29 protein-coding genes are annotated in these 24,904 nt (G+C 63.9%); 9 read left to right on the forward strand and 20 right to left on the reverse strand.

What is annotated here, in order from left to right:
• Window positions 1–102: 102 nt before the first annotated feature.
• A complete protein-coding gene (locus AC07X9_RS09190) occupies window positions 103–450 on the forward strand; it encodes a GIY-YIG nuclease family protein (protein ID WP_081490909.1) in 348 nt (115 codons plus the stop codon).
• Here the strand turns inward: AC07X9_RS09190 and AC07X9_RS09195 are convergent.
• Window positions 411–1,193 carry a methyltransferase domain-containing protein gene (locus tag AC07X9_RS09195; RefSeq protein ID WP_017182817.1) on the reverse strand — a complete coding sequence of 261 codons (783 nt, stop codon included), beginning with the start codon at window positions 1,191–1,193 and terminating at the stop codon, window positions 411–413. The genes AC07X9_RS09190 and AC07X9_RS09195 overlap by 40 nt on opposite strands.
• A gap of 57 nt (window positions 1,194–1,250) precedes the next feature.
• Between AC07X9_RS09195 and AC07X9_RS09200 the strand changes: the two genes are divergently transcribed.
• From AC07X9_RS09200 to bfr, 3 genes are all read left to right on the forward strand, one after another.
• Complete coding sequence (locus AC07X9_RS09200) at window positions 1,251–2,489, forward strand: DUF418 domain-containing protein (protein WP_037514446.1); 1,239 nt, start codon at window positions 1,251–1,253, stop codon at window positions 2,487–2,489.
• A 59-nt stretch (window positions 2,490–2,548) separates the two neighbouring features.
• Window positions 2,549–2,719: a (2Fe-2S)-binding protein gene (locus AC07X9_RS09205; RefSeq protein WP_017182815.1), complete on the forward strand. Its 171-nt coding sequence runs from the start codon at window positions 2,549–2,551 to the stop codon at window positions 2,717–2,719.
• A 151-nt stretch (window positions 2,720–2,870) separates the two neighbouring features.
• A complete protein-coding gene (gene bfr / locus AC07X9_RS09210; protein WP_017182814.1) occupies window positions 2,871–3,350 on the forward strand; it encodes a bacterioferritin in 480 nt (159 codons plus the stop codon).
• Between the two features lie 36 nt (window positions 3,351–3,386).
• Here the strand turns inward: bfr and AC07X9_RS09215 are convergent, their stop codons facing one another.
• On the reverse strand, window positions 3,387–3,794 hold the full coding sequence (locus AC07X9_RS09215) for a (deoxy)nucleoside triphosphate pyrophosphohydrolase (protein ID WP_017182813.1): 408 nt from the start codon (window positions 3,792–3,794) through the stop codon (window positions 3,387–3,389).
• Between the two features lie 81 nt (window positions 3,795–3,875).
• Between AC07X9_RS09215 and AC07X9_RS09220 the strand changes: the two genes are divergently transcribed.
• Together AC07X9_RS09220 and AC07X9_RS09225 are read left to right on the forward strand one after the other, a co-directional pair.
• Window positions 3,876–4,061, forward strand: a complete 186-nt coding sequence (locus AC07X9_RS09220) for a Flp family type IVb pilin (protein WP_017182812.1) — start codon at window positions 3,876–3,878, stop codon at window positions 4,059–4,061.
• 138 nt (window positions 4,062–4,199) lie between these two features.
• Complete coding sequence (locus tag AC07X9_RS09225; protein ID WP_017182811.1) at window positions 4,200–4,361, forward strand: Flp family type IVb pilin; 162 nt, start codon at window positions 4,200–4,202, stop codon at window positions 4,359–4,361.
• Between the two features lie 63 nt (window positions 4,362–4,424).
• On the opposite strand, the gene AC07X9_RS09230 is transcribed toward AC07X9_RS09225, so the two are convergent.
• From AC07X9_RS09230 to AC07X9_RS09250, 5 genes are all read right to left on the reverse strand, one after another.
• Window positions 4,425–5,903: a M48 family metalloprotease gene (locus AC07X9_RS09230; protein ID WP_026002327.1), complete on the reverse strand. Its 1,479-nt coding sequence runs from the start codon at window positions 5,901–5,903 to the stop codon at window positions 4,425–4,427.
• A 71-nt stretch (window positions 5,904–5,974) separates the two neighbouring features.
• Window positions 5,975–6,919 (reverse strand): acetyl-CoA carboxylase carboxyltransferase subunit alpha, encoded by a 945-nt coding sequence (locus AC07X9_RS09235; RefSeq protein WP_017182809.1) that lies wholly within the window; start codon window positions 6,917–6,919, stop codon window positions 5,975–5,977.
• Between the two features lie 11 nt (window positions 6,920–6,930).
• Window positions 6,931–7,860 carry a tyrosine recombinase gene (locus tag AC07X9_RS09240; RefSeq protein ID WP_017182808.1) on the reverse strand — a complete coding sequence of 310 codons (930 nt, stop codon included), beginning with the start codon at window positions 7,858–7,860 and terminating at the stop codon, window positions 6,931–6,933.
• The gene (locus tag AC07X9_RS09245; protein WP_017182807.1) at window positions 7,860–9,671 is read right to left on the reverse strand and encodes a hypothetical protein; all 1,812 of its coding nucleotides are present in this window, start codon (window positions 9,669–9,671) and stop codon (window positions 7,860–7,862) included. The genes AC07X9_RS09240 and AC07X9_RS09245 overlap by 1 nt, the downstream gene beginning before the upstream one ends.
• Window positions 9,672–9,676: 5 nt before the next feature.
• The gene (locus AC07X9_RS09250) at window positions 9,677–9,865 is read right to left on the reverse strand and encodes a hypothetical protein (protein ID WP_017182806.1); all 189 of its coding nucleotides are present in this window, start codon (window positions 9,863–9,865) and stop codon (window positions 9,677–9,679) included.
• Window positions 9,866–9,959: 94 nt separating this feature from the next.
• On the opposite strand from AC07X9_RS09250, the gene AC07X9_RS09255 reads away from it, so the two are divergent.
• Window positions 9,960–10,508 (forward strand): shikimate kinase, encoded by a 549-nt coding sequence (locus AC07X9_RS09255; RefSeq protein ID WP_017182805.1) that lies wholly within the window; start codon window positions 9,960–9,962, stop codon window positions 10,506–10,508.
• Window positions 10,499–11,605, forward strand: coding sequence for a 3-dehydroquinate synthase (aroB, locus tag AC07X9_RS09260; protein ID WP_017182804.1), 1,107 nt, complete (start codon window positions 10,499–10,501; stop codon window positions 11,603–11,605). Before AC07X9_RS09255 ends, aroB begins: the two co-directional genes overlap by 10 nt.
• 620 nt (window positions 11,606–12,225) lie before the next feature.
• Here the strand turns inward: aroB and rpmE are convergent.
• From rpmE to rpsB, 12 genes are all read right to left on the reverse strand, one after another.
• Window positions 12,226–12,450 (reverse strand): 50S ribosomal protein L31, encoded by a 225-nt coding sequence (gene rpmE, locus AC07X9_RS09265; RefSeq protein ID WP_006954711.1) that lies wholly within the window; start codon window positions 12,448–12,450, stop codon window positions 12,226–12,228.
• Window positions 12,451–12,638: 188 nt separating this feature from the next.
• On the reverse strand, window positions 12,639–13,118 hold the full coding sequence (fabZ, locus tag AC07X9_RS09270; protein ID WP_026002326.1) for a 3-hydroxyacyl-ACP dehydratase FabZ: 480 nt from the start codon (window positions 13,116–13,118) through the stop codon (window positions 12,639–12,641).
• A 6-nt stretch (window positions 13,119–13,124) separates the two neighbouring features.
• Window positions 13,125–13,781 carry an OmpH family outer membrane protein gene (locus AC07X9_RS09275; RefSeq protein WP_017182801.1) on the reverse strand — a complete coding sequence of 219 codons (657 nt, stop codon included), beginning with the start codon at window positions 13,779–13,781 and terminating at the stop codon, window positions 13,125–13,127.
• Window positions 13,781–16,468, reverse strand: coding sequence for an outer membrane protein assembly factor BamA (gene bamA, locus AC07X9_RS09280; protein WP_026002325.1), 2,688 nt, complete (start codon window positions 16,466–16,468; stop codon window positions 13,781–13,783). Before bamA ends, AC07X9_RS09275 begins: the two co-directional genes overlap by 1 nt.
• A gap of 87 nt (window positions 16,469–16,555) precedes the next feature.
• Window positions 16,556–17,689 carry an RIP metalloprotease RseP gene (gene rseP, locus AC07X9_RS09285; RefSeq protein WP_017182799.1) on the reverse strand — a complete coding sequence of 378 codons (1,134 nt, stop codon included), beginning with the start codon at window positions 17,687–17,689 and terminating at the stop codon, window positions 16,556–16,558.
• The gene (locus tag AC07X9_RS09290; protein WP_086485751.1) at window positions 17,686–18,846 is read right to left on the reverse strand and encodes a 1-deoxy-D-xylulose-5-phosphate reductoisomerase; all 1,161 of its coding nucleotides are present in this window, start codon (window positions 18,844–18,846) and stop codon (window positions 17,686–17,688) included. Before AC07X9_RS09290 ends, rseP begins: the two co-directional genes overlap by 4 nt.
• The gene (locus tag AC07X9_RS09295) at window positions 18,843–19,619 is read right to left on the reverse strand and encodes a phosphatidate cytidylyltransferase (RefSeq protein ID WP_017182797.1); all 777 of its coding nucleotides are present in this window, start codon (window positions 19,617–19,619) and stop codon (window positions 18,843–18,845) included. The genes AC07X9_RS09290 and AC07X9_RS09295 overlap by 4 nt, the downstream gene beginning before the upstream one ends.
• 5 nt (window positions 19,620–19,624) lie before the next feature.
• On the reverse strand, window positions 19,625–20,365 hold the full coding sequence (locus AC07X9_RS09300; RefSeq protein ID WP_017182796.1) for an isoprenyl transferase: 741 nt from the start codon (window positions 20,363–20,365) through the stop codon (window positions 19,625–19,627).
• Window positions 20,366–20,408: 43 nt separating this feature from the next.
• A complete protein-coding gene (gene frr / locus AC07X9_RS09305; protein WP_017182795.1) occupies window positions 20,409–20,966 on the reverse strand; it encodes a ribosome recycling factor in 558 nt (185 codons plus the stop codon).
• 4 nt (window positions 20,967–20,970) lie between these two features.
• Window positions 20,971–21,696: a UMP kinase gene (gene pyrH, locus AC07X9_RS09310; protein WP_017182794.1), complete on the reverse strand. Its 726-nt coding sequence runs from the start codon at window positions 21,694–21,696 to the stop codon at window positions 20,971–20,973.
• 180 nt (window positions 21,697–21,876) lie between these two features.
• The gene (tsf, locus tag AC07X9_RS09315; RefSeq protein ID WP_017182793.1) at window positions 21,877–22,806 is read right to left on the reverse strand and encodes a translation elongation factor Ts; all 930 of its coding nucleotides are present in this window, start codon (window positions 22,804–22,806) and stop codon (window positions 21,877–21,879) included.
• A gap of 112 nt (window positions 22,807–22,918) precedes the next feature.
• The gene (rpsB, locus tag AC07X9_RS09320) at window positions 22,919–23,677 is read right to left on the reverse strand and encodes a 30S ribosomal protein S2 (RefSeq protein WP_017182792.1); all 759 of its coding nucleotides are present in this window, start codon (window positions 23,675–23,677) and stop codon (window positions 22,919–22,921) included.
• 257 nt (window positions 23,678–23,934) lie between these two features.
• Here rpsB and AC07X9_RS09325 point away from each other — a divergent pair, with 257 nt between their 5' ends.
• Complete coding sequence (locus AC07X9_RS09325; RefSeq protein ID WP_017182791.1) at window positions 23,935–24,162, forward strand: hypothetical protein; 228 nt, start codon at window positions 23,935–23,937, stop codon at window positions 24,160–24,162.
• A 6-nt stretch (window positions 24,163–24,168) separates the two neighbouring features.
• Here AC07X9_RS09325 and AC07X9_RS09330 read toward each other — a convergent pair whose 3' ends face one another.
• Window positions 24,169–24,897, reverse strand: a complete 729-nt coding sequence (locus AC07X9_RS09330) for a CDP-alcohol phosphatidyltransferase family protein (protein ID WP_017182790.1) — start codon at window positions 24,895–24,897, stop codon at window positions 24,169–24,171.
• Between the last annotated feature and the right edge of the window lie 7 nt (window positions 24,898–24,904).

Below are 24,904 nucleotides of genomic sequence, written 5' to 3' on the forward strand. Positions count from 1 at the left end.
GGCGCGCAACGCGCCCGCCCGTAGCGTACCCCCGCGCCTACCGTTCGGTGCAACATGGGTTCCCACTTCCGTGGGAACGACGGCTATTGTTAAAATCACGCCATGCGAATCCGCCAGCCTTGCGTCTATATCCTGGCCAGCCAACGCAACGGCACCCTCTATATCGGCGTTACATCAGACCTCATCGCCCGCCTCCACCAGCATCGCACCAGTGCAGTCCCCGGCTTCACCCGTGATTACGGCGTAAACCGCCTCATGTGGTTCGAGCAGCACGGCACGATGGATGAAGCTATCCTCCGCGAGAAACGCTTGAAAAAATGGAACCGCGCCTGGAAAATCAGCATGATTGAGGAATTGAACCCGCACTGGGACGATCTCGCTATCGGATTAGGTTTTGAACGCCTGCCGGATCACGCCACGCCTCGCGTCACCCGTCCAAACAGAACCTGATAGCTATCATTGCTGCCTTCAGCCTCGAATGCGGCCATCACCCGCCGCAAATCGCCCGGCGATAGCGGCGCGCGCCCTTCGCCCGGCACCACCGCGCCAATCCCGCGCAAATGGGCGATCAGCCCCCGCGCGCCGCCGCAATCCAGCGCATACTCCTCGTCAAAGGCGAAGGCGTCGCCAAAGCGCGCCAGCATAGCGCGCAAGTCGTCCAGCGTCGGATAATCCGGCACGCCAGCCACCAGTCCGCACCGCGCGTGCGCGGCCCGCCAGCGGGCAAAGCTGCCCTGCCCCATGGTCGAGAAAATCAGGCTCCCGCCCGGCCGCAACAGCTCCGCCAGCCGCGCAATGCCGCTCGCCAGATCATCGAACCATTGGAACGCCAGGCTGGACACGATCAGGTCGAACCATGGCCCGTCGAAGATCGGCGCTTCCCCGTCCATCGTCAGGAACCGCCCCGCGACATGGCCTGCGGACGCGGCCTGTTCCAGCATCCCTGGCGACAGGTCGGTCACGACCATCTCTGCGCCCGGCCAGCGCGCCTGAATGTCGCGCGTCAGGAACCCGGTGCCGCAACCAATTTCCAATATCCGCGTGATCCCATCGGGCTTTTGCCGCTGGGCCAACTCTGCCACCAGCGCCGCCGCCAGCCGCTGCGGCCCGGCATGGTCATCATAATGCGCCGCCGCCGCGCCGAAGGCGTCGCTGATCCGTTGCTTGCGCCATTGCCTGGAGCCATCAATCATGGCTACGCGCCTTGGCAGAGGCTTGCGCCGCTGACCAGTCCCCTTCAAGGAAGCGTCATGACATCCCCCCGTATCCCCGCCATGGACGTGCTGCGCGGTTGCGCGGTGATGGGCATCCTGTGGATGAACATCACGGCCTTCGCCCAGCCCCAATCCGCCTATTTCAACCCGGCGGCATCGGGGCCGCTCGGCATTGGCGACATCGCTTTCTGGATGAGCAGCCTGATTCTGTTCGACGGCAAGATGCGCGCGCTGTTCGCCATGCTGTTCGGCGCGTCGATGCTGTTGCTGATCGACCGGGAGGAAATGGCCGGGCGTGACGGCCGCCGCAGCCAGATGATCCGCGCAGGCTGGCTGTTCGTCATAGGCATGGCCCATTATCTGCTGCTCTGGTGGGGGGACATATTGGCGATCTATGCGGTCGTCAGTCTGGTGGCGCTCGGCTTCGTGCGACAGGAACCCATGGCGCTCGTCAAAAGCGCTTTCCTGATCTTCCTTTTTCACTTCCTGATCTGTGCCGCCTTTCTCGCCACCCTCTATGCCTGGGGCCATGCCGCCGCCTTGCCCGGCGCGGGAACGGCCACGCGCAACGGCTTTGCGACCTTCATGGCATCGCTGGCGGACCCGGCCAGCCCCGGCGTCCGCGCGGACATCGCCACCTATCGCAGCGGCTTCGGTACGATCCTGTCGCACAAGCTCGCTTCTTTCCCCGGCGAATGGTTCTGGGGTTTCATGTTCACCGCCCTGGACGTGCTGGGCTTCATGCTGCTGGGCATGGCGATGCTCAAGGGCGGCTTTCTCACGGGCCGCTGGCCTGCCGATCAATATTGGCGCACCGCGCGCCATTGCTTTCTCATCGGCCTGCCACCGATGATCGGCCTTGCCATCTGGATCATCGCCAGTGGCTTTGCCCCGTTACCTGCTTTCGGCACCGTCCTGCTCTGGTCCTTCCCCTTCCGCATACCGCTTGCCGTGGGCTGGGCCGCGCTCATCCTGTGGCTGCTTGCCCGTCATCGCAATCACCCGCTGGTCGCCCGCCTGGCTGCCACCGGGCGAATGACGCTCAGCAATTATCTGGGATCCACCCTGCTCATGACCTCGCTCTTCTATGGCTGGGGGCTGGGCTTGTTCGGCCATGTCCGCCCCGCCCTGCTCCTGCCCTTCGTGCTGGGCGCCTGGGCGTTGATGCTGCTCTGGTCGCCGCTTTGGCTGTCGCGATTCGCCGTTGGCCCGGTGGAATGGCTCTGGCGCAGCCTGATCCGCGGCCAACCGCAAAAGATTCGCAAGAGCAGCTGATTACTATTGCGACCTATTATCATCTGCGCTATCTCTCTCCCTATCAGGAGAGTGTCTCGATGGTCGTCTGTGTTTGCAATGCCATTCGTGAAAAGGACTTGAAGGAAGCTGTGCGCGATGGCGCCGACACGCCCTGCAGCGCCTATGCGCGCTTTGGCCGTCGCCCCAAATGCGGCCAGTGCGTTCCCTTCGCCCGCACGATCATCGCCGCGGAACGCGCCTCGGCCTGATAGCATTGCAAATCATCCGCACTTGCCGATCGCGAAGCCGGCGCAATAGCGGACGATAAAATGGCGGAATATCAAGGTTTTTTGGCTTAACAGCAACGAACCCGACGCCTATAGTCCGGCCTTAATCCCCCCCCAAGCCGGAGTATCCGCCATGAAAGGCGACCCGAAGGTCATCGACTATCTGAACGAGGTCCTCAAAAATGAGCTGACCGCGATCAATCAATATTTCCTGCACTATCGCATCCTCAATCACTGGGGCGTCGAAAAGCTCGCCAAGTTTGAATATGAGGAATCGATCGACGAGATGAAGCACGCCGACAAGCTGGCGGAGCGCATCCTCTTCCTCGACGGTCTGCCCAATTTTCAGCTGCTTGGCCGCCTCAAGATCGGCGAAACGGTCGAGGAAATATTGAAGGCCGACCTGGCGCTGGAATATGAAGCGCTGCCCCCGCTCAAGGATGGGATCGCCTATTGCGAATCGATTCGCGATTATGTGACCCGCGACCTGTTCCAATATATCCTCGAAAGCGAGGAGGAGCATATCGATACGCTGGAAACCCAGTTCGAAATGATCGAGCGCATGGGCATCCAGAATTACGTCCAGCTACAGAGCAAGCCGGCCGAGGGCTGACTTATGTCGCCGGGAGGGGGCGCCGTCCCCTCCCCCTTAGAGCAAAGCCTCCAATATCCCGATCAGCGGCAGGTCGGCGGGTGGCATATCCAGTCCGTACATCTGCGCGGGGCGCACCCATTGCAGCGCGGTGGCATGGCGCGCCTGCGCCACACCTTCCCATTTCCGGCAGACATAGAGCAGCAGCAGCAAATGCCTGTCGCCCAGCGGCTCGCTCGCAAAGGTTGCGGGCGCCAGGCAACTGGCATGGGTGCGGATACCCAGTTCCTCCTCCAACTCGCGGATCAGCGCCGCTTCGGGCGTTTCACCGGGTTCCAGCTTGCCGCCGGGAAACTCCCATAGCCCTGCCATCGCCCGACCAGGCGGTCTTTGCTGCACAAGAACGCGGCCGTCCGCGTCGATCAGGGCGGCGGCCACCACCCATAAAGGCGAAAAACTGTCCATAAAGGTCCGATGAAAGGGCTTTGTTAACCGCGCGTCTTTTACAGGTCTATGCGGGACTGTCTGTAGCGAACTGGAAGCCATATGCGCGGGTTCATCGAAATCATCGCCCGCTTGGGGCTCATACGATGCGAACGTGGGGCGACCGCGGTCGAATATGGCCTGATTATCGCCATGGTTGTGCTCGCCATGATCACTGCTCTGACGAACGTCGCAAATAAGACGACAGGCATGTGGAACAACGTGGCCCATGAAGTAACGTCCCGTTAACCATCAATATCTGACAGCCGTTCGATCCCCATTAACCGTTTTTCAACTGACCTTCTCTAATTCATTCCTTGCTGACCACATCAATTTGAGCGGGGCGGCCGGGTAGTTAAACGCAGTTTCAAGACAAGGAGACATCACATGCAGTTCATCCGTAAGATGCTGAAGAACGAAAAGGGCGCGACCGCCATTGAATATGGCCTGATCGCGGCTCTGATCGCCGTCGCTGCCATTGGCGCGATGACCAGCCTGGGCACGAAGCTCAGCGGCACCTTCAACAACGTTTCGGGCAACCTGAAGTAAGCCCGACACATTGTCGAAACAGGGGGCGGCGAAGGCAACTTCGCCGCCCCTTTTCGTTTGACTTTACCAGGTGACGATCTTCACGCGCTGCCCTGGTCGCAGCGATGCATTCGCTGCCAGCGCGTTGATCGTCAGAAAACGCTCCAGCTGATAATCGCTATAGGCCATGCGCCGGCTGAGCGACTGGACAGTATCGCCCGCCTTGACCGTCAAGACATCGACCCGGCGGGGCTTGATGGCAGCAGCTTCCTGCGGTGACAGGCGCTGGACCGACTGGACCATGGTGTTGAACGGGCCGATGCCCTGTCCCGCTGCTGTCAACAACAGAAAGTGGTAGGCCTTCCCATCGCCAAAATCATAAGCGAAAACAGTCGCATCGACTGCACCCGACTGGCTGTTGGCACGCACGGTGCGCCACGCGGCAGGCAGACCGTTGATCGTCGTGCGGCGCGCCTCACCTTCCGGCACGCTGCCATTGGCGCCGCCCAGTTTCGCAAAGACATTGTCGATATAGGCCGCCAGATTGCCGGAATAGGGCGCCGCGCCAAATTGCGCTTGCCCGCCAGATCCCGTCACCGAAACCGCATCCGCGCTATTTTCCATGCCAAATCCGGTCGGCGCGGTGAAGCTCAGGCGGAGGTCGGGATGGCGAAAGCGGTTACCCTCTATCACGCCCTGCCGGGGATCATCGCCATAGAGCAGGCCGTCAAGCGCATTGAGGAAGGCTTCCCGGTTACGCACCACGCTCTTCGATCCGCTGTTCGCTGCGCCTTTGGACGCGCGCGCGACGCGCGATGCGGGGTCGGGATGGGTGCTCGCCCATTCCGGCATGGTCCGCGCACTGCCCGTAACCCGCGCATCCAGATTGCTCTGCGCCGCCAGTGACGCCAGCATCCCCGATAAAGCGCGCGGATCATAGCCGCCCGACGCCAGGTAACGAATGCCCAGATCGTCGGCCTCATATTCCTGCGTGCGTGAAAATCGCAGCGTCAGCAACTGGCTGCCCGTGCCGATCCCTTTCTGAATCAGCCCGGCAAAGCCCGAATCGCCCAGCAACGCACCAGTCAGAACGCCCAGCAAGGCGCCGCCGATCGCATTGCGCTGCGCCGCCTGTTGCCGCCGCTGGCCATGGCGGGCCGCGACATGGCCGACTTCATGCCCCAGCACCCCGGCCAGTTCCGCCTCATCATTCATCAGCGCCATCAACTGGCGCGTGACATAGACATAGCCGCCAGGAATCGCGAAGGCGTTGTTGACCGGCGAATTGAGCAGCGTGACGGTAAAATCGCTCTGCGCGTTGGACAGGCCGGATTGCACCGCGATGCGACGCCCCACGCTCTCGACATAGCGCGCCTGCGGCCCTGCATAGGCGCCGCCAAATTCCTTGAGCAGTTCAGGATGCTGCTTGGCCCCGCTCGCCTTATCCTGCGCGCTGATCGACGACGTGGTGCGTATGGCACGCTGCTGGCCCACGACGGCAGGCGCAGCCGCCAGCGCGGCCATGCCCACTCCGGCGCATGCCAGAGACAACTTCCAGTTCATCCCCTGAATTCCTCCTCAATTACCGCATCGTAACGAGAAGAAAGGCCGGAGCGTTCCCCGTCAAGCGTCGTTCAAGCGCCGATGGCGAGAAATTTGTCCGCCCTGTCGGTGCGCAGCGCCGACGCATCCATCCCGTCGAGCGCCGCCAGTTCCGCCTCGATCGCCGCGCCCAGGCTGGCAATCGCCTCGACCGGATCGCGATGCGCGCCGCCCACTGGTTCGGGCACGATCGTGTCGATCACGCCCAGATTTTTCAGATGCTGCGCCGTCACCTGCATCGCCGTGGCCGCGTCGCTCGCCTTGTCGGCGGTGCGCCACAGGATCGACGCGCAGCCTTCGGGGGAAATCACGGAATAGACGGCATGTTCGAACATCAGCACGCGATTGGCCGCCGCCAGCGCGATCGCGCCGCCAGAACCGCCTTCGCCCACCACGGCCGACACCATCGGCACCCCCAGCTTCAGGCACGCCTCGGTCGACCGCGCAATCGCTTCGGCCTGCCCGCGCTCTTCCGCCTGCACGCCGGGGAAAGCGCCCGACGTATCCACCAGCGTGACCACCGGCAGGCCGAACCGATCCGCCAGTTCCATCAGGCGGATCGCCTTGCGATAGCCTTCGGGCTTGGCCATGCCGAAATTGTGCCGCACCCGGCTGGCGGTATCGTCGCCCTTCTCATGGCCGATCACCATCACCCGCCGCTCGCCCAGCGTGGCAAAGCCGCCCAGTATCGCCTGATCGTCGGCAAAGGCGCGATCGCCCGCCAACGGCAGGAAATTGTCGAACATGCCCGCGACATAATCCTTGAAATGCGGACGTTCGGGATGACGCGCCACCTGCGTCTTCTGCCAGGGCGTCAATTTGGCATAGGTATCGGCCAGCATTTTGGCCGCGCGCTGCTCCAGCGTCGCGATTTCGCCGTCGATATTGATGTCGCCGACGCTGGCAGTGGCGCGCAGTTCGACAATGCGCGCTTCCAGTTGGGCAACGGGCTTTTCAAATTCCAGAAAGCTGACCATGGCGCATGGCGTTAGGGCGATGAAGCGTCGTCGTCAACGCGCGGCTGCGGCATTTTCGGCACCATCTGCCCCAATGGGTGGCGGCTGTTGACCAGTTCGACGAGGCGGCGGCTGTCCACATGGGTATAGATTTGCGTCGTGCCGATGTCCGCATGGCCCAGCATCGACTGGAGCGCGCGCAAATCCGCCCCGCCCTCCAGCAAATGGGTGGCGAAAGCGTGGCGCAGCACATGCGGGCTGACCCGTTCGGGCGCTATCCCCGCCGCCGCCGCCAGCGCCTTGACGATCTGGTACAGGCGGATACGGCTCAAATAGCTTTTCCCCGACGGAAACAGCCAGGCGCTTTCGGACGGCACATGCGTCAGCCAGCTTGCAACCGCGGCCCGCGCCCGGTCGGAAATCGGCACCAGCCGCTCGCGCCCGCCCTTCCCCTTCAAAATCAGGAAGGGTCGATCCGCCGCCAGCGCCCGGCGCGACAGGGAGACGAGCTCGGTCGCGCGCAGCCCCGACCCGTACAGCAGCTCGATCAATGCCGACAGCCGCAGATCGCCCGGCGCCGGATGTGCCACCGCCAGCCGCTCGGCGATCAGCGCGAACAGCATATCGACTTCGGCCCCCGACAAAATCTTGGGCAATGGACGCCGCATCACCGGGCGCGGCAGCGCGCTGGCGGGATTATCCGCGCGCAGCCCTTCTTCTTCCAGAAACCCGTAAAAGGCCCGCAGCGCGGATGCCTTGCGCGCCACGGACGATGCCGCCAGCGTCGCCCATTCGCCCGCCAGCCTGCCCAGCGCCTCCTTGCTTGCCCCGGCCAGGCCGCCAATCAGTGCACCCGCGCCGTTCAGGTCGGCGCGATAGGCCAGCAAGGTGTTGCGCGACGCGCCCCGCTCCGCCGCCATCATTTCCAGAAAACGGTCGATCAGGGCATCATCGTCACCCATCAAAGCCGCGTGATCGCCTCCGCCGCGATCATCCGCGCTTCAGGGTCCAGCCCGACGCGATGAAGCGCGGCGACGATATGATAGAGATGCTCCGGCGACAGGCGGTTCCAGTCGCTCCCCTGCATCCCCACCGCCGCCAACAGCGCGACCGTACCCTTTTCGCCGCGCTGGGCCGCCGCGCCAATCGCGCGCGCCCAGCGGCTGTTGGCGGCCAGATTGACGCCATTATCACGCGCCAGGCTCGCCATGTCATTGGCCGACAGCCGCGCCAGACCCGCCAGCGCCGCGATCAGCATCCGGCCCTTCTGCGGCCCCGCTTCGCCAATATAGCCGGTTATCCGGCCTTCGTTGATGTCGACCACCGGGCTTGGCGCACCAACGGCGAGCAGCCCCCAGAATTGCGCCGCGCCATCGCCATTGATTTGGCCCAGCGCCCGCGCCCAGCGCGCCGCATTGCGATCATAGCCGGCGGTCATCATCGCCGCGACCAGATTGGCGGCATCGCGCGCGTCGGCCTGCGCGACCGGCAGGGCCGCCGCTGCCCGCGCCGTCGCGATCAGCCCGACATAGTCAGGCCGTGCGCCATCCTGCCACCAAGTCTGCATCGCGCCGATCCGCGCGCCCACCGTCGCACCGGTATAGGCGGTGCGCAGCGCGTCGATCCGGTCGGCAATCTCCGTCGGCGCATCGCCATCGGCCGCCAACTGACTGTAGAAATCAACCAGCGCCGCGTTGGAAAACACGCCAAGCCGCGCCGCGATGTCGACCGCCGGCTGGCGCTGCACCGGCGCCAGCGCGGGCGCACGCGCTTCCCACGCCCGCACATGCGTTCCGACCGTGCCATATAGCGCGTCGGGAATCTCGACATTCAGCGCAGTCGCCAGACCAAAGCGCCAGGCGGTCAGCCGATCGACCCCGTCCCATTCTATCTTCACCGAACGGCGCGCATTGAAGCCGGTGCCGACCAGCTTTTCCGCCAGCCGATAGTCGACGCCGCGCACCACGCCGCGCCGCTGCGCCTGGTTGAGCGCACCGCTGGCTGACCCCTGATCGCCCGACAAGGCCGGGCAGATCGCCCGCGTCATGTCCCAGCCCGGCTCCTTGCTGAAACGCAGCGCCCCTTCCGACAGCGGGCATAGACCGGCCGGGTCCGCGCTGGCCAGATAGGTCTGCATCGCGATGGCATAGAGGCGCGGGGAATAGCGGTCGGGATCGACGCTCTGCACCAACAGCCGGGCGCTGTCCGCCTCCCCCATGCGCAGCAGCAGCCAGGCGCGCTCGGCCACCCAGTCCGCCCCGTCAATATCGCGCGGCGTATCCACCGCCGACAACAGCGCCCGCCGCAGCAGGATCGCGGCCCAGCGCGACATGATCGGCGCATGGGTCTGCTGCATCAGCGTGGCGAGGAATTTGCCCGACTGGTTGCCAAAGGCGTTCGGCTCCATCCCGCGCGTCGCGGGCGTCAGCGGGCCGATGCGGTCCAGCGAGCGGCGCGCCGTTTCGGGCAGGTCATATTTGGCCTTCTGCGCCGCCAGTTCTTCCGGCGTCAGTTCCTCTTCGGCGGCATTGGCCGCCTCATCCGGCAGCAGCGCCAGGTCGGGCGGGGTCGCGGGATTGAGCGCGGGGGCTGGCACGCCGCCGGGCGTTGGCGCGGGCGCGGGGCGCGCGGGGGCTGGCGCTGGTGTTTCGGGCGCGTCGCCAAAACCGGGCGGCAACAGCGATTCGGGCGCCTGCTGCGCCACGACGGGCAGCGCCAATGCCAGCGCAAAGCTGCCGAACGCCCATTTCGCCTTACCCCCGGACCTGCGCATGGGCGTTACTGGCCCAGCTTCTCGGCGGGGATGACTTTCTCGACACGCTGCTGCGGCTGCTCGCCACCGCGCGACCACAGGAAGGCCAGCAGCGCGACGACCAGCACCACCAGGATGATGGGCAGGATCGGCAGGCGCGTACCACGACGGCGGCCAGCGCCCTCAAAACTGCTCAAATTGCGGTTGTTCTTCATGAGTCCTTGCTACGGCTGGTCCCGCCATCATGCGAAACGACAGGGAAAGATGCGATTTGCCTCTGTGACGGCTGGCTGTATAGCCCCGGTCGCCATGCAGCGAAACAGCAAATTCCCCGCTACTCACGCCAAGCGCGGTCCCATCGTCCTGGTAGGCATGATGGGCGTGGGCAAATCCACCGTCGGACGGCGGCTTGCCGCGCGGCTTGGCGTCGCTTTCGTCGATGCCGATGAAGAGATTGAAAAAGCCGCCGGGCTTTCCATTACGGAGATTTTCGCCCGCTATGGCGAACCCCATTTCCGCGACGGCGAACGCCGTGTGATAGCCCGGCTGATGGACGGCGCGCCCAAGGTGATCGCGACCGGCGGCGGCGCTTTCATGCAGGATGACACGCGCGCGCTGATCCTGGATCAGGCGACCGCGATATGGCTGGACGCCGACATCGACGTGCTGGTCGATCGCGTGTCGCGCCGCGAAGGCCGCCCCCTGCTCAAGGATCGCGATCCCCGCACGGTGCTGACGGATCTGGCAGCGGTCCGCAATCCGGTTTACGCGCTCGCCCCCATTCATGTGAAGAGTATCGCGGCACCCCACGACATCACGGTCGACCGCATCATGGAGCATCTGACGGCATGGCAATAGTCCCGGTCGCGCTCGGCGCGCGCAGCTATGACATCATCGTGGAACAGGGCGCGCTCGACCGCGCTGGCGCCATCCTGGCCCCTTATGCGCGCAAGGGGCGGATCGTCGTCGTCACTGACGCCCATGTCGCCGCCGCCCAGCTTCCCCGGCTTGACGCCAGCCTGCGCGCCGCAAATGTGACGCTGGAACCGATCATCCTGCCGCCGGGCGAACAGACGAAAAGCTGGCGGCATCTGGAACAATTGCTCGACGCGCTGCTGGCGCTGGAGATTGAGCGCGGCGATCATGTCGTGGCGCTTGGCGGCGGCGTGATCGGCGATCTCGTGGGCTTTGCCGCCTCCATCCTCAAGCGCGGCTGCCACTTCATCCAGGTGCCCACCACGCTGCTGGCTCAGGTCGATTCGTCGGTCGGCGGCAAGACCGCGATCAACACGGCGGCAGGCAAGAATCTGATCGGCAGCTTCTACCAGCCCGCCCTCGTCCTGATCGACCCGTCGACGCTCGACAGCCTGCCCCAACGCGAAACCCGCGCGGGCTATGCCGAAGTCGTCAAATATGGCCTGATCGACGATCCCGATTTCTTCGGCTGGTGCGAAGCCAATGCGCAGGCGCTGCTGGCCGGAGATCCCGAAGCCCGCACCATCGCGATCGAACGCAGCGTCCGCGCCAAAGCGGCGATCGTCGCCGATGACGAGCGCGAGACGTCTGGCCGCCGCGCCCTGCTCAACCTTGGCCACACATTCGGTCACGCGCTGGAGGCCGACACAGGCTTTTGCGACACGCTGCTGCATGGTGAGGGCGTAGCGGCCGGCATGGCGCTCGCCTTCCGCTATTCCGCGCATCTCGGCCTTTGCCCCCAATCCGATGCCGATCGCGTCACCGCGCATCTCAAAGCCGTCGGCCTGCCCCACAATCTCGCCACCGCCCACGTCACCGCCAACGGCGCGGCGCTGGTCGGCCATATGCTCCACGACAAGAAAATGGCGGCCGGCACCCTCCCCTTCCTCCTCGCCCGCGGCATCGGCCAGACCTTCCTGTCAAAAGATGTCGTGCTGGACGACGTGGCGGCGTTTCTGGACGCGGATCGATCAGCCTGAAAAAGCCGCGCTCTTAGAGGGCGCAGAGCGGATGGACAGGAGGCGACCAGAAGCGCCCGCACATTCCTCCCCTGCAAGGGGAGGGGGACCACGAAGTGGTGGAGGGGTGTCACCCTATCGAGAGGCGGATACCCCTCCGTCTGGCCTACGGCCATCCACCTCCCCTTGCAGGGGGGGATGATCGGGAGCGACCAGAAATTGCCGCCGGAATATGCTGCGCCGTGACTTGGAATCGGCCATTTCCTTGATCGTCACCCCAGCGAAGGCTGGGGTCTCAGGCGTCAGAAGATAACGTCTGACATATCACGCCAATCTGGATTGGCTTCTTCCTCAAAGCGGAGCCAGTGTCGTTTCGATTATATTCGGCGCGCGCTGCGTTGGCGGCTGGGAGGCCGATAGAGATAACGCCCTTGGCTTATTGCGTAGCCGCCCCGCGCCCTATCCGACTGTGGCGCATCTACGCCTGAGACCCCAGCCTTCGCTGGGGTGACGGTGAGATTCATGCCTCCTATACGGTGCTTGCACCTGTAAAGCCGCCCGTCCCCAACCCACCCATCTCCGCCACCAACAAAAAGGGCGCCTCGCGGGCGCCCTTTTCATTCCTGCCTTTGTAAGGCCGATTACTTCTTCAGCGTCAGGCCGCCAAAGCGCTTGTTGAAGCGCGCCACCTGGCCGCCCTGATCCAGCTGACGCTGGCCACCGATCCATGCCGGATGCGACTTGGGGTCGATGTCGAGCGCCATCTTGTCGCCTTCCTTGCCCCAGGTCGAACGGGTCTGGAACGTCGTACCGTCGGTCATCTGGACGGTGATCATGTGGTAGTCGGGGTGAATATCGGCCTTCATGGCGTCGTGCTCCGTAATGTGCCGGTTCCGACCGGCTGTGGATGCGGGAAAAGTGCGAAGGCGCGCCGTTAGCGGGTTTGACGCCTTGTGGCAATAGTCCGTCATCCCGGCGAAGCCGGGATCTCACTTTTCTTCGCATGCAACAGAGGAAGCGAGACCCCAGCTTTCGCTGGGGTGACAGGAATAGTTCAATCCTTGGGCGGGTCGCTGATCATCGCGACGAACTGTGCTTCTGCGGCCAGCTTGTCGCCCAGCATCGCCTTGCCCGCAAACTTGCAGATCGCGCCGCGATTCTGGGTCACTTCGACATGCAGGTCGAGCAGACAGCCCGGCTCCACCGGCGACCGGAATTTCGCGCCGTCGATGCTCATGAAATAGACGAGCTTGCCCGAATCGGCCAGGTTCATCGATTCCACCGCCAGCACGCCCGCCGCCTGCGCCATCGCTTCGACGATCAGCACGCCCGGCATGATCGGCCGGGTCGGGAAATGGCCCTGAAAAAAGGGTTCGTTCACCGACACCGCCTTGATCGCGTGGATCGACTGGTTGGGCACCAGCGACACCACGCGGTCGATCAGCAGCATCGGGTAACGATGCGGCAGCGCGGCCATGACCCGACGGACATCCATCGGGCCACGCGCGCTGATCGTTTCAACCTCTCCCGCCATTATCTATCAGCGCGACTTGGGGGCCTGCGCCGGGTTGGCAGGCGCGGCAGCCGGGGCTGCGGCCTGACCCTGACGGCCCGGCTGCCAGCCGGCCGGCGGCGTGATCGACACGCTGGGCACCAGCGCGTTGATTTCGGTCACGACGGCATCGGTAATGTCGACGGTCGGCTGATAGGACACGGTCGCATCGGGGGCCAGCACCAGATCGACCTTCGCCTTCGCCATCGCAGCCTTCAGCGCGTCGGACAGCTTGGCCGTGATCTGTTCTTCGACATAGGCATTGGCCAGCGCGATCGGCTGGCCCATGCGCTGCAGTTCGGCCTGGGCGCTCTGCTGCGACTGCTGGAACGCCTGATACTGGGTTTCGATCGCCGGGGTCGGCTTGTTGCCCGCTGCGGTCAGCGCCTTCTGGATCGCGTCGCCCTTCGTCTTGAGGTCGGCGTCGATCGCAGTCTTGCGCGCGTTGAACGCATCGATCTGCGGCTTGTAGGTCGTCTGCATCTGGGTGCGGGCGACGGTATAGGCGGCGCTGGTGCCGACCGCGCGCTGCAGGTCAGCGACGGCAATGCCCATCTTGGACTGGGCTGCGGCCGGAACGGCGGTCAGCGCAATGGCGGTCATCGGCGCGAAAACGAGCGCCGCAGCCTTGATAATGGTCTTCATCAGAATTGAGTCCCTACGTTGAAGGTGATGAGCTTGGTGTCGTCCCCTGGTTCTTTCAGCAGCGCCTTGGCGATGTCGATACGGAACGGGCCGAAGGGCGAGTTCCAGTTGACGCCAAAGCCGACCGACAGGCGCGGCTTGAGCGTGTCGCCGAGATATTCTTCCTCGAAATTGCCGCCCGAGAAGGTGAAATTGGTGCCGCAGACCGGCGACCGCGCCGTGCCGGTGGCGCGCACCCGCGTCGATCCGGTGGGTGCGCTGTCCGTTGGGTCGCAATAGCCGGCGAAGCTGCCATTGCCGTTGATCAGCACCGGATCCTTGATGCCGGCCACCGCGCCTGCGTCGACAAAGATCGACGGCCGCAGCCCCATTTCACGCGCGCCCGATCCCAGCGGTATCTCCACTTCGGCCCGCGCCTGGTAATAGATGCGACCTCCCAGCGCGTCGTCGGTGATGTTGTTCCGGCCAGTGACCCGGTCATAGCCGGTGATGTTGTTGTTCTCATCGGTCGTGGCCTGGAGGAAGTAACGCTTCACCCGCGGACCCACGCCGCGGATGTTGAAGCCGCGGAACTGTGGTTCGCCAAGGAAGAACCGATCAACCAGCCGGATGCGCTCGGTCGGGTTGCCGTCCGGGTCGAGCCGCTCACCTTCCAGCGAATGAATGTAGCCGCCCTCACCCGACAGGGAGAAGATGAAACCCGCACCCAGCGGCCAGAATTTGGAGGCGTTGACGCGCGTGCGAACATATTTCACGCTGCCGCCCAGGCCCGCGAAATCCTGGCTTAGCACCACGTTGTTGCCCCGCGTCGGGCGGATGCGGTTGTCGCGCGTGTCATAAATCAGCGAGTAGCCCAGCGACGATGTCGTGCGCTTGCCAATCGCATCGCACAGATAGCGACCGGCGAGCAGCGGATCGCAACGCTCCGCCAGCGGACCCGCGCCATCGGGATCGGAATAATAGGTCGCCCTGTCGAGCGTCACATCGTCGAAATTGAGGCTGTAACGCAGCGCCAGCGACATATATTCGGTGATCGGTACGCCGGCCCGGATCTGAAAGCCGGTGGTCGTCTGTTCATAGGTCGTATCGCGACTGTTGGTCCCGTTGCCCAGGAACCGGAAGCTGTTGAGATCGCGGCGATAGATGTCGCCGCCCAGCGCGATATTCTTGTCCATGAAATAGGGTTCGGTGAACCCGACTTCGACCGACTTGCTATAGGCCGAATAATTGACGGACGTGCGCAGTTCCTGGCCCTTGCCGCGGAAATTGCGCTGGGTGATCGATGCGGACACGATGAAGCGTTCCAGCGACGAGAAACCGGCCGACAGCGACAATTCGCCGGTCGATTTTTCCTGCACATTGGTTTCCAGGATGATCCGGTCAGGCGCGGAACCGGGCTTCTGCTCCACGTCCAGCTTCTCCTGGAAGAAGCCGAGCGAGTTGATCCGGTCCTTCGACCGCTTGACCAGGAAGCTGTTGAAGGCGTCCCCTTCGGCCAGACGGAATTCGCGGCGTACCACCTTGTCCTGCGTCAACGTATTACCGTTGATGTCGACCCGCTCGACATAGACGCGCGGCGCATTGGCGATGCGGAAATTGATCCCCATCGTCAGCGTATCCTTGTCGCGCTGGAAATCGGGCGACACATCGGCAAAGGCATAGCCGAACAGGCCGGCAGTCTCGCTTAGCGTATCGACCGTATCCTCGACCAGCTTGGCGTTATACCAGTCGCCCTTCTTCATCGGCAGGCGCTTGGTCAGCCCATCGCCCGACAGGTCGCGAATGTCGGATTCGACCTTCACATCGCCAAATTTGTAGCGATCACCTTCTTCCACCACATAGGTGATGATGAAGTCCTGCTTGTCCGGCGTCAGTTCCGCAACGGCCGAAATCACCCGGAAATCGGCATAGCCTTCGGTCAGGTAGAATTGGCGCAGCTTCTGCTGGTCATAGGCCAGGCGATCGGGATCATAGCTGGTGCCCGACGAAAAGATGCGGAACCAGCGTGACTGCTTGGTCACCATCTGGCTGCGCAGTTCGCCGTCCTTGAACTTGTCATTGCCGATGATGTTGATCTGGCGGACCTTGGACTTTGGCCCTTCGGTAATTTCAAAGACAATGTCGACGCGATTCTGGTCGAGCTGCACCATCTTGGGTTCGACGCTGGCGGCAAAGCGGCCCTGACGACGATAAAGTTCGATGATGCGGGCCACATCGGCGCGGACCTTGGAACGGGTATAGATCTGGCGCGGGGCCAGCTTGATTTCGGGCCGGATCTTGTCGTCCTTCAGCCGCTTGTTGCCTTCCAGCACGATGCGGTTGATGACCGGGTTTTCCTTCACCTCGACCGTCAGCGTGCCATTGTCGTTGCGGATCTGGACGTCGGCGAACAGTTCGGTCTCGTACAGGTCACGCAGACCCTGATCGAGCGTTTCCTGGGTGAAGGGCTGGCCGACGCGCAGCTTGGTGTAGGACAGGATCGTGTCCGGCTCCAGCCGCTGGGTGCCGGTGACATTGATTGCGCGGATCGTACCCACCGGTGCCGGGGCAACGGGCGGCGCCAGCGTCGGTGCGCCGGCCGGAGGAGCAGCCTGCTGCGCCTTTGCCGGAACCGCTGTCAGCCCGGCGATCATCGTCGTCGCCAACAGGGCCGTGACGACCGGGCGCTGCCTCTTGCTGCTCATCATCGCTGTCACCCGCATCACCTCAAACAGTATAAAATTGTTTCCGCCGACACAGACGACGCCAAACCGCGCCTCCCTGCCCCATGCGCGTCAGCCGATCAAGCCGGACAGGCTTTTCCAAAGCCCGAAAGACGACAAATCGTTGAAAGTCACCAGCACCATCATGGTCAGCAGCGCCGCCAGGCCAGATTTATAGGCCCATTCCTGCACCCGTTCGCTGACCGGCCGCCGCTGCACCGCCTCTATCCCGTAAAACAGCAGATGCCCGCCATCCAGCATCGGGATTGGCAACAAGTTGATGAACCCCAAGTTAATCGAGATAAGCGCGACGAAGAAGATGAAGCTTTCCAGCCCCATCGTCGCCGCCTGCCCGGAAACCTGCGCGATCTTCAACGGGCCGCCCAGTTCCTTGACCGATCGGCCACCGCTGATGATCTGCCCCATCGTCTCGACCATGGTGCGGACGATCTGCCCTGTCCGCTCCACCGCGACCACCGGTGCACGCAACAGGCTTACCGGCTCGACCACCGGATCGCCGGGGGCCAGCCCCAACCGGCCGATCTGGAACTTGTTCCCGAAGCCGTCATCCTCGGTCACGCTGCCGATCTTGCCGTCCTTGGCGAACGTCCTGCCATCGCGCTCGATCACCATGGCGACCGCTTCGCCGGGACGGATCTGGGCGTAGAGGCGAATATCGTCGAAGGTCGTCATCTCGCGCCCACCCAGCGACACGATCCGGTCGCCCGGCAATATTCCCGCCGCCGCCGCCGCGCTGCCCGGCTGCACCTGTCCCGCAACCGCCGGAGTCCGGCTTTCGCCATGCACGAAGGCGAACGTCGCCAATATCAGGATGGCGAACAGGAAATTGATCGCCGGTCCCGCCGCCACGATCGCCGCGCGCTGCCACAGCGGCTTGGCCGGAAAGCTCTGCGCCCGCTCGGCGGCGGGCAGTTCCAGCCAGGCCGGATCGGTCATGCTGGCCGCGTTCATGTCGCCCTTGAAGCGGACATAGCCGCCCAGCGGCAGAGCCGCGACGCGCCAGCGCGTGCCGCGCTTGTCGACCCAGGCAAACAGTTCCGGCCCGAAGCCGATCGAAAACGCCTCCGCCTTCACCCCGCACCAGCGCCCGACCAGATAATGGCCCAGTTCATGCACGAAAACGAGCGGCCCGATGACCGCCACAAATGCCAGAACAGTCAGCAGAAAACCGGGATTGTGGATCAAACCGTCAATCTTTCCATCACATCGCCCGCCACGGCACGCGCACCGGCGTCCGCCGCCAGCACGTCTTCAATCGTGGAGGGCGTCGGCGCGCTATAGCGGTTCAATACGTCCTCCACAATCATGGCGATATCAAGGAAGCCGATCCTGCCGCCCAGAAACGCCGCAACCGCCGCCTCATTGGCTGCGTTCAGGATCGCGGGCATCGCCCCGCCAGCCGCCGCCGCTTCGCGCGTCAGGCGCAAAGCGGGGAAGCGATCCTGATCGGGCGCTTCGAAATCCAGCCGGCCGATCCGGGCCAGGTCGAGCGGCTGGCACGGCGTCGCGATCCGCTGGGGCCAGGCGAGCGCATGGGCGATCGGTATCCGCATATCGGGCGATCCCAGCTGCGCCAGCGTCGATCGGTCGCGATATTCGACCATCGAATGGATCACCGATTGCGGGTGGACCAATATCTCGATCCGGTCGAGACCGACGGGGAACAGATGCGCCGCCTCGATCAGCTCCAGCCCCTTGTTCATCATCGTCGCGCTATCGACGCTGATCTTGGCGCCCATCGACCAGTTGGGATGCGCCACCGCCTGCGCGGGGGTGATGTCGGCCATCTCCGCCCGGCTGCGGGTGCGGAACGGCCCGCCGCTGGCGGTCAGCGTAATGCGCGCGACATCTTCTAAAGAACTACCGGCAAGGCATTGGAAAATCGCATTATGCTCACTGTCCACGGGCAATAATGTCGTGCCCGAAACGCCAGCCGCCGCCATCATCAACCCGCCCGCCGACACCAGCGATTCCTTGTTGGCCAGCGCCACCGTACCGCCCGCCTTCAGCGCCGCCATGGTCGGCCGCAACCCTGCGCACCCCACGATCGCCGCCATCGTCCAGTCCGCCCCGGCCCCAGCGGCATCGACCAGCGCCTGCTCGCCCGCCGCCGCCTCGATCCCCGTCCCGGCCAGCGCCTCCTTCAGCGCGCCGTACAGCCGCTCCTGACCGATGACAGCCACCTTGGCTCCCGCCTCCCGCGCCAGCGCCGCCAGACTGTCCAGGTCACTGTTCGCCGTCAGCGCCACCACGTCATAGGCGTCGCGATCCCGCCGGATCAGGTCCAGAGTCGATTGGCCCACCGACCCGGTCGCCCCGAAAATCGAAACCTTCCGCGTCATCGCAGCACCAGCATCAGATAGAGCAGGGCGGCCAGCGGCGCGGCGGTCACCACCCCGTCCAGCCGGTCCAGCACGCCGCCATGACCCGGCAGCAGCGATCCGCTATCCTTGACCCCCGCCCGCCGCTTCATCGCGCTTTCCAGCAGGTCGCCCGCCTGTGCCGCCACCGCCAGCAGGCCACTTGCCGCCGCCAGTTCGATCGGCAGCCCGGCAAAACGGTGCAACAGAAACCCGATCAGCAACGCCGCCACTACGCCGCCACCCAGCCCCGACCAGGTCTTGGACGGGCTGATCCGCGGCGCCAGCTTTGGCCCGCCAATCGACCGACCCGCAAAATAGGCGCCAATATCCGTCGCCCACACCAGGGCCAGCGCCCACAGCGCCAGCGTCAGGCCAAAGATGTTCGGCCCCTGCCCGCGCAGGAACAGCAGCGCCATGACCGGCAGGCAGACATACAGCACACCCAGCGCCAGCCGGACGGATCGGGTCGCCCCGATCACGAACAGGAAAGCCGCAACCAGCAGGCCGATCGCAAACCAGGACAGGCCAGCGGCCAGCGGGCATAATATCGCCAGCGGCACCGAAACGGCGTACATCGACAATTTCTTGTGATCGGCCGATGCGCCGCTCAAATCGGCCCATTCGGCCTGCATCAGCACGCCCGCCACCGACAGCAGCGCCCAGAACAGCAGTCCGCCAGACAGCAACGCACCCAGCGCCACCGCAATCAGCACGACGCCCACGACGGCGCGGGTGCGCAATTCACTGCCCATGCCGCTCACAGCCCGCCGAAACGGCGGTCCCTCAAACGGAAAGCATCCAGCGCCTGCGCCAGCGCCTGGGCGTCGAAATCGGGCCACAGCATGTCAGTGAAATACAACTCGGCATAGGCCGCCTGCCACAGCATGAAATTGCTCAGGCGCTGCTCACCCGACGTGCGGATCAGCAGGTCGAGCGGCGGCAGATCAGCCGTGTCGAGCGCCGCATCAATATCGCCCACGCCAATCGCGTCGGCGGCAATCTCGCCCGCCGAGACCCGCTGCGCCATAGTTTGGACCGCACGCACCATCTCATCCTGCGCGCCATAGTTGAGCGCGATCGCGATGATCGGCCCGCTATTGCCCGCGGTGCGCGCCACCGCCTCATCGATCAGCGCGACCAGCGAAGGCTCCAGCACCTTGTAATTGCCGATGATCCGCAACCGCACGCCATTGGCATGAAATTCGTCCAGATCCGCCTTGATGAAATGGCGCAGCAGCCCCATCAGGTCCGCGACTTCGCTGGCGGGCCGCTTCCAGTTTTCCGACGAGAAAGCGTAGAGCGTCAGACACTCCAGTCCCATCTCCCGCGCGGCGCGCGACACGCGCCGCACCGCTTCCACCCCGGCACGATGACCGGCGATCCGCGGCAGCAGCCGCTTCTTCGCCCAGCGACCATTGCCGTCCATGATGATGGCGACATGGCGCGCGCCATGGGCGGGCGCGGCCTGGGACAGATCGGGCCGGACTTGCGTCGCCATCAGTCGGTGGGGGTTGCGCGGATCATGGGCGGAACATCCCGGCTTACTGGCCGAGAATTTCCTTTTCCTTGGCCGCGAAGGTCGCATCCAGCTCGGCAATCACGCCGTCGGTCAGCTTCTGGACTTCAGCTTCCTTGCGCTTGCGTTCGTCCTCGCTGATTTCGCCCTTCTTCTCGTCGGCCTTCAGGCTGTCCATGCCGTCGCGCCGCACGTTGCGCACCGCGATGCGCGCGGCTTCGGCATATTTGCTCGCCAGCTTGGCCAGTTCCTTGCGGCGTTCCTCGGTCAGGTCGGGGATCGGCAGGCGCAGCGTCTGTCCATCGACGATGGGGTTCAGGCCCAGCCCCGCAGACCGGATCGCCTTGTCCACCGGCCCCACATTGGTCTTGTCCCACACCTGCACCGACAACATGCGCGGTTCGGGCGCGGATACGGTCGCCACCTGATTGAGCGGCATCGATGCGCCATAGACGGTGACGGTCACCGGATCGAGCAGCATCACGTTGGCACGCCCGGTGCGCAGGCCCGAAAGATCACCCTTGAGCGATTCGACCGCGCCGGCCATGCGGCGTTCCAGGTCCGATTTGTCATATTGCGCCATGTGATCAGCTCTCCTGATTTTGTACGATCGTCGCCACACCCTGCCCGGCCAGCACAGTCGCCAGATTGCCGGTTTCGCGGATGTTGAACACGACGATGGGAATATGATTGTCACGGCACAGCGCAATCGCGCTGGCGTCCATGACCTTGAGATTGTCGTTCAGCACCCGGTCGAAACTGATTTCGTCATATCGGGTGGCACTGGGCACCTTCTTGGGATCGGCATTATAGACGCCATCGACACTGGTGCCCTTGAAGATCGCGTCGCAATTCATTTCGGCCGCGCGCAGGGCGGCGGTCGTGTCGGTGGTGAAGAAGGGGTTGCCCGTGCCAGCCGCGAAGATGACGATCCGGCCCTTTTCCATATGCCGCACCGCCTTGCGCCGGATATAGGGTTCGCACACCGACGCCATCGGAATTGCCGACTGGACGCGCGTGTCGCACCCCATCTTCTCCAGGGCATTCTGTACCGCCAGCGCGTTCATGACGGTTGCCAGCATGCCCATATAGTCGGCGCTGGTGCGATCAAAGCCCTTGGCCGCTCCGGCAAGACCACGGAAGATATTGCCGCCGCCCACCACGACGCACAGCTCGAACCCGGCTTCCTTGGCCGCGGCGATCTCCCCTGCGACCCGATCGACGGTTTCGGGGTCTATCCCGAACTGGCCCGACCCCATCAGCACCTCGCCAGACAATTTCAGCAATATGCGCTTGAAGGATGGCCGGGTCATGCGGGGCAAATTCCATCTGGTCGGGGCCCAACTCTGGGCAAGGAAATGGCGCGCACCTTAGCAGTGCGCGCCAGTATGTGAAGCGGGGTTTTGGCGATTCACGCCACCCCCTTGTCCGTTCGCTGCGCGTCTGTCGAGCGAAGTTTCCCGACCGACGCGCCAAAGCGAACCGACTATGCGTCAGGCAACGCCAGCCGCTGCCGCGACTTCGGCGGCAAAGTCGCTGACTTCCTTCTCGATGCCTTCGCCCAGCTGGAAGCGGACATAGCTCGTCAGGGTGATCGACGCGCCCGCTTCCTTGGCGGCCTTGGCCACCACGTCGGCGATCGGGGTCTTGTTGTCCATCACGAACAGCTGCGACAGAAGCGCATTTTCCTTGGCATATTTGGCCACCGCGCCATCGACCATCTTGGCGATGATCTCGGCGGGCTTGCCCGATTCGGCGGCCTTCTCGGTCGCGATGGCGCGCTCACGCTCCAACTGGACAGGATCGATGTCGGCAGCCGACAGCGCCAGCGGGAAGGCAGCGGCGATGTGCATCGCGATCTGCTTGCCCAGCGTTTCCATCGTGTCGGCAGGCGCGTCGCCTTCCAGCGCGACGAGCACGCCGATCTTGCCCAGGCCCGGTGCGGCGGCGTTGTGAACATAGGGAACGACGACGCCCTGGTTCACCGACACATGCGCGACGCGACGGACATTCTGGTTTTCGCCGATGGTCGCGATGTTGGCGACCAGCTTTTCGGACACGGTGCCGCCCGACGGATAGGATGCCGCCAGCAGCGCTTCAGCATCGCTCACGCCGCTTTCCAGCGCGATGGTCGACACGGTGCGGACGAAATCCTGGAACTGCTCGTTCTTGGCGACGAAATCGGTTTCGCTGTTCACTTCGACGGCAACGCCCTTCGTCCCGGCAACGGCGACGCCGACCAGGCCTTCGGCCGCGGTGCGGCTCGACTTCTTCTGCGCAGCGGCCAGGCCCTTGGCGCGCAGCCAGTCGGTCGCTGCTTCGATGTCGCCGTTGGTTTCGGTCAGCGCCTTCTTGCAATCCATCATGCCGGCGCCCGAACGGTCGCGCAGTTCCTTGACGGTGGCGGCGGTAATATCGGCCATGTTTCGGCTCCTAATATATTTGTGGTTCAAACAAGCGGGTCTTGAACAAGCACTAGGGCGCGTCTCCAAAGAGCGCGCCCTAGCCTGTCAGTCTTACGGTTGTGCGACGCCTTCAGGCTTCGGCGACAACCTCTTCAGCCATCGGCTCGTCCATCGCGCCCAGGTCGACACCCGAAGCCTGCTGCGCACCACGGTTGCCCTTGGTGGCGGCGGCGGCAATGGCCTCGCAATACAGGCGGATGGCGCGGCTGGCGTCGTCGTTCGCGGGAACCGGGAAAGCGATGCCGTCGGGCGAAACGTTGGAATCGAGGATCGCAACGACCGGGATACCCAGCGTATTGGCTTCCTTGATCGCCAGTTCTTCCTTGTTGGCGTCGATCACGAACATGACGTCGGGAATGCCGTTCATGTCACGGATGCCGCCCAGCGACAGTTCCAGCTTCTCGCGCTCGCGAGTCATCTGGAGCACTTCCTTCTTGGTGAAGCCATGGGTGTCGCCCGACAGCTTTTCCTCAAGGGTCTTGAGACGCTTGATCGAACCCGAAATCGTCTTCCAGTTGGTGAGCATGCCGCCCAGCCAGCGATGGTTGACGAAATGCTGGCCGGACTTGCGCGCAGCGTCGGCGATCGGGTCCTGCGCCTGGCGCTTGGTGCCCACGAACAGCACCTTGCCGCCAGCAGCGACGGTCGACGACACGAAGTCGAGCGCACGGCCGAACAAAGGCACGGTCTGCGACAGGTCAAGAATGTGGATGCCGTTGCGCTCGCCGAAGATGTACGGCTTCATGCGCGGGTTCCAGCGATGCGTCTGGTGGCCGAAATGCGCGCCAGCGTCGATCAATTGGTGCATGGTGACGACAGGTGCCGCCATAAGATATTCTCCTTCCGGTTGTGCCTCTGGGAATCAGGAACCGGGAAGGAGCCTCAAAGACCCCGCCGGCACCGGATATGTCGATTCCCATGTGGAATAGGGCACGCCTTTAACGGCAGGCGAAACATTGCGCAAGGGGTTGACTTGCCCCAAAGATAGGAACATAACGTGAACAAGCGGAACAAATAGGCTTAGCCGCCGTTTGGACCGTCATTGTGGGACAAGCCGTGCAAATGGCAAGATAGAAAGTGATCTCCATGTTCACATTCGTTGCAGTGACCCTGTTTACCCTGGCCTTCATGATGGCCATCGGCACGATCGCGTGGATGCTGCTCCACTATCATGACAAAATGGTGGCGGCCTTGCTGTTCCAGCCCATTCCGCAGGACGCGCCCGTCTATCATGTCCGTATCCGCCGCCCGCGCGTCATCCCCTCCGCGCGCAGCGCCAACCGCGCCCTGCCAAACGGCATGCTCGCCGCTTGACGATATTCAGGCTGGGCCGGGATTGGCCTCGCGCTGACGGCGGACCTTGGCGTAGGACAGGATGCCGAACGGGATCAGCGCCACATATATGCCGCAGATCAGCAGCAGCGTCAGCCAGGGATCGGTCACCAGCGAGGCGGCCAGCAATCCGGCCAGGGCAATCGTTTCCAGCCTGATCCGCTTGCGCAACCGCAAGGCCGACCAGCTATAGGTCGCAATGTTGGAAATCATCAGGAAGGCGATGAACGCGGTCCAGGGCGCCACGACATACCAGGCCTGGAAAATCGGTTCCCCCGTCACGAGCCACAGATAGAGCGGCACGAAGGTCAACCCTGCGCCAGCGGGCGCAGGCACGCCGGTCAGGAAGCCAGCCGACTTGTGCGGCTGCACATCGACATCGATATTGGCGTTGAACCGCGCCAGCCGCAGGGCGCAGGACAGCGCATGGGCCAGAGCGAAAATCCAGCCGAATTTGGGCATCGCATAAAGCGACCATAGATACAGGATCAGCGAAGGCGCCACGCCGAACGCAATCGAATCGGACAGCGAATCCAGTTCCGCGCCAAAGCGGCTCTCGCCACGCAGCAACCGGGCGATTCGCCCGTCCAGGCCGTCCAGCACGCCTGCGAACAGGATGGACAGGACCGCCCGCTCCCATTCACCCGATATGCCATACCGCACGCCGGTCAGGCCAAAGCACAGCGCCATTGCCGTCACCGCATTGGGCGCAACCATCCGCAGG

The sequence above is a fragment of the Sphingobium sp. GW456-12-10-14-TSB1 genome (genome assembly GCF_059424385.1).

Bases quoted from the DNA above. Each gene is read 5' to 3' on its own strand.
- AC07X9_RS09190 (WP_081490909.1), top strand. From the start codon at position 103: ATGCGAATCCGCCAGCCTTGCGTCTATATCCTGGCCAGCCAACGCAAC.
- AC07X9_RS09195 (WP_017182817.1), bottom strand. From the start codon at position 1,193: ATGATTGATGGCTCCAGGCAATGGCGCAAGCAACGGATCAGCGACGCC.
- AC07X9_RS09200 (WP_037514446.1), top strand. From the start codon at position 1,251: ATGACATCCCCCCGTATCCCCGCCATGGACGTGCTGCGCGGTTGCGCG.
- AC07X9_RS09205 (WP_017182815.1), top strand. From the start codon at position 2,549: ATGGTCGTCTGTGTTTGCAATGCCATTCGTGAAAAGGACTTGAAGGAA.
- bfr (WP_017182814.1), top strand. From the start codon at position 2,871: ATGAAAGGCGACCCGAAGGTCATCGACTATCTGAACGAGGTCCTCAAA.
- AC07X9_RS09215 (WP_017182813.1), bottom strand. From the start codon at position 3,794: ATGGACAGTTTTTCGCCTTTATGGGTGGTGGCCGCCGCCCTGATCGAC.
- AC07X9_RS09220 (WP_017182812.1), top strand. From the start codon at position 3,876: ATGCGCGGGTTCATCGAAATCATCGCCCGCTTGGGGCTCATACGATGC.
- AC07X9_RS09225 (WP_017182811.1), top strand. From the start codon at position 4,200: ATGCAGTTCATCCGTAAGATGCTGAAGAACGAAAAGGGCGCGACCGCC.
- AC07X9_RS09230 (WP_026002327.1), bottom strand. From the start codon at position 5,903: ATGAACTGGAAGTTGTCTCTGGCATGCGCCGGAGTGGGCATGGCCGCG.
- AC07X9_RS09235 (WP_017182809.1), bottom strand. From the start codon at position 6,919: ATGGTCAGCTTTCTGGAATTTGAAAAGCCCGTTGCCCAACTGGAAGCG.
- AC07X9_RS09240 (WP_017182808.1), bottom strand. From the start codon at position 7,860: ATGGGTGACGATGATGCCCTGATCGACCGTTTTCTGGAAATGATGGCG.
- AC07X9_RS09245 (WP_017182807.1), bottom strand. From the start codon at position 9,671: ATGCGCAGGTCCGGGGGTAAGGCGAAATGGGCGTTCGGCAGCTTTGCG.
- AC07X9_RS09250 (WP_017182806.1), bottom strand. From the start codon at position 9,865: ATGAAGAACAACCGCAATTTGAGCAGTTTTGAGGGCGCTGGCCGCCGT.
- AC07X9_RS09255 (WP_017182805.1), top strand. From the start codon at position 9,960: ATGCAGCGAAACAGCAAATTCCCCGCTACTCACGCCAAGCGCGGTCCC.
- aroB (WP_017182804.1), top strand. From the start codon at position 10,499: ATGGCAATAGTCCCGGTCGCGCTCGGCGCGCGCAGCTATGACATCATC.
- rpmE (WP_006954711.1), bottom strand. From the start codon at position 12,450: ATGAAGGCCGATATTCACCCCGACTACCACATGATCACCGTCCAGATG.
- fabZ (WP_026002326.1), bottom strand. From the start codon at position 13,118: ATGGCGGGAGAGGTTGAAACGATCAGCGCGCGTGGCCCGATGGATGTC.
- AC07X9_RS09275 (WP_017182801.1), bottom strand. From the start codon at position 13,781: ATGAAGACCATTATCAAGGCTGCGGCGCTCGTTTTCGCGCCGATGACC.
- bamA (WP_026002325.1), bottom strand. From the start codon at position 16,468: ATGATGAGCAGCAAGAGGCAGCGCCCGGTCGTCACGGCCCTGTTGGCG.
- AC07X9_RS09290 (WP_086485751.1), bottom strand. From the start codon at position 18,846: ATGACGCGGAAGGTTTCGATTTTCGGGGCGACCGGGTCGGTGGGCCAA.
- AC07X9_RS09295 (WP_017182797.1), bottom strand. From the start codon at position 19,619: ATGGGCAGTGAATTGCGCACCCGCGCCGTCGTGGGCGTCGTGCTGATT.
- AC07X9_RS09300 (WP_017182796.1), bottom strand. From the start codon at position 20,365: ATGGCGACGCAAGTCCGGCCCGATCTGTCCCAGGCCGCGCCCGCCCAT.
- frr (WP_017182795.1), bottom strand. From the start codon at position 20,966: ATGGCGCAATATGACAAATCGGACCTGGAACGCCGCATGGCCGGCGCG.
- pyrH (WP_017182794.1), bottom strand. From the start codon at position 21,696: ATGACCCGGCCATCCTTCAAGCGCATATTGCTGAAATTGTCTGGCGAG.
- tsf (WP_017182793.1), bottom strand. From the start codon at position 22,806: ATGGCCGATATTACCGCCGCCACCGTCAAGGAACTGCGCGACCGTTCG.
- rpsB (WP_017182792.1), bottom strand. From the start codon at position 23,677: ATGGCGGCACCTGTCGTCACCATGCACCAATTGATCGACGCTGGCGCG.
- AC07X9_RS09325 (WP_017182791.1), top strand. From the start codon at position 23,935: ATGTTCACATTCGTTGCAGTGACCCTGTTTACCCTGGCCTTCATGATG.
- AC07X9_RS09330 (WP_017182790.1), bottom strand. From the start codon at position 24,897: ATGGTTGCGCCCAATGCGGTGACGGCAATGGCGCTGTGCTTTGGCCTG.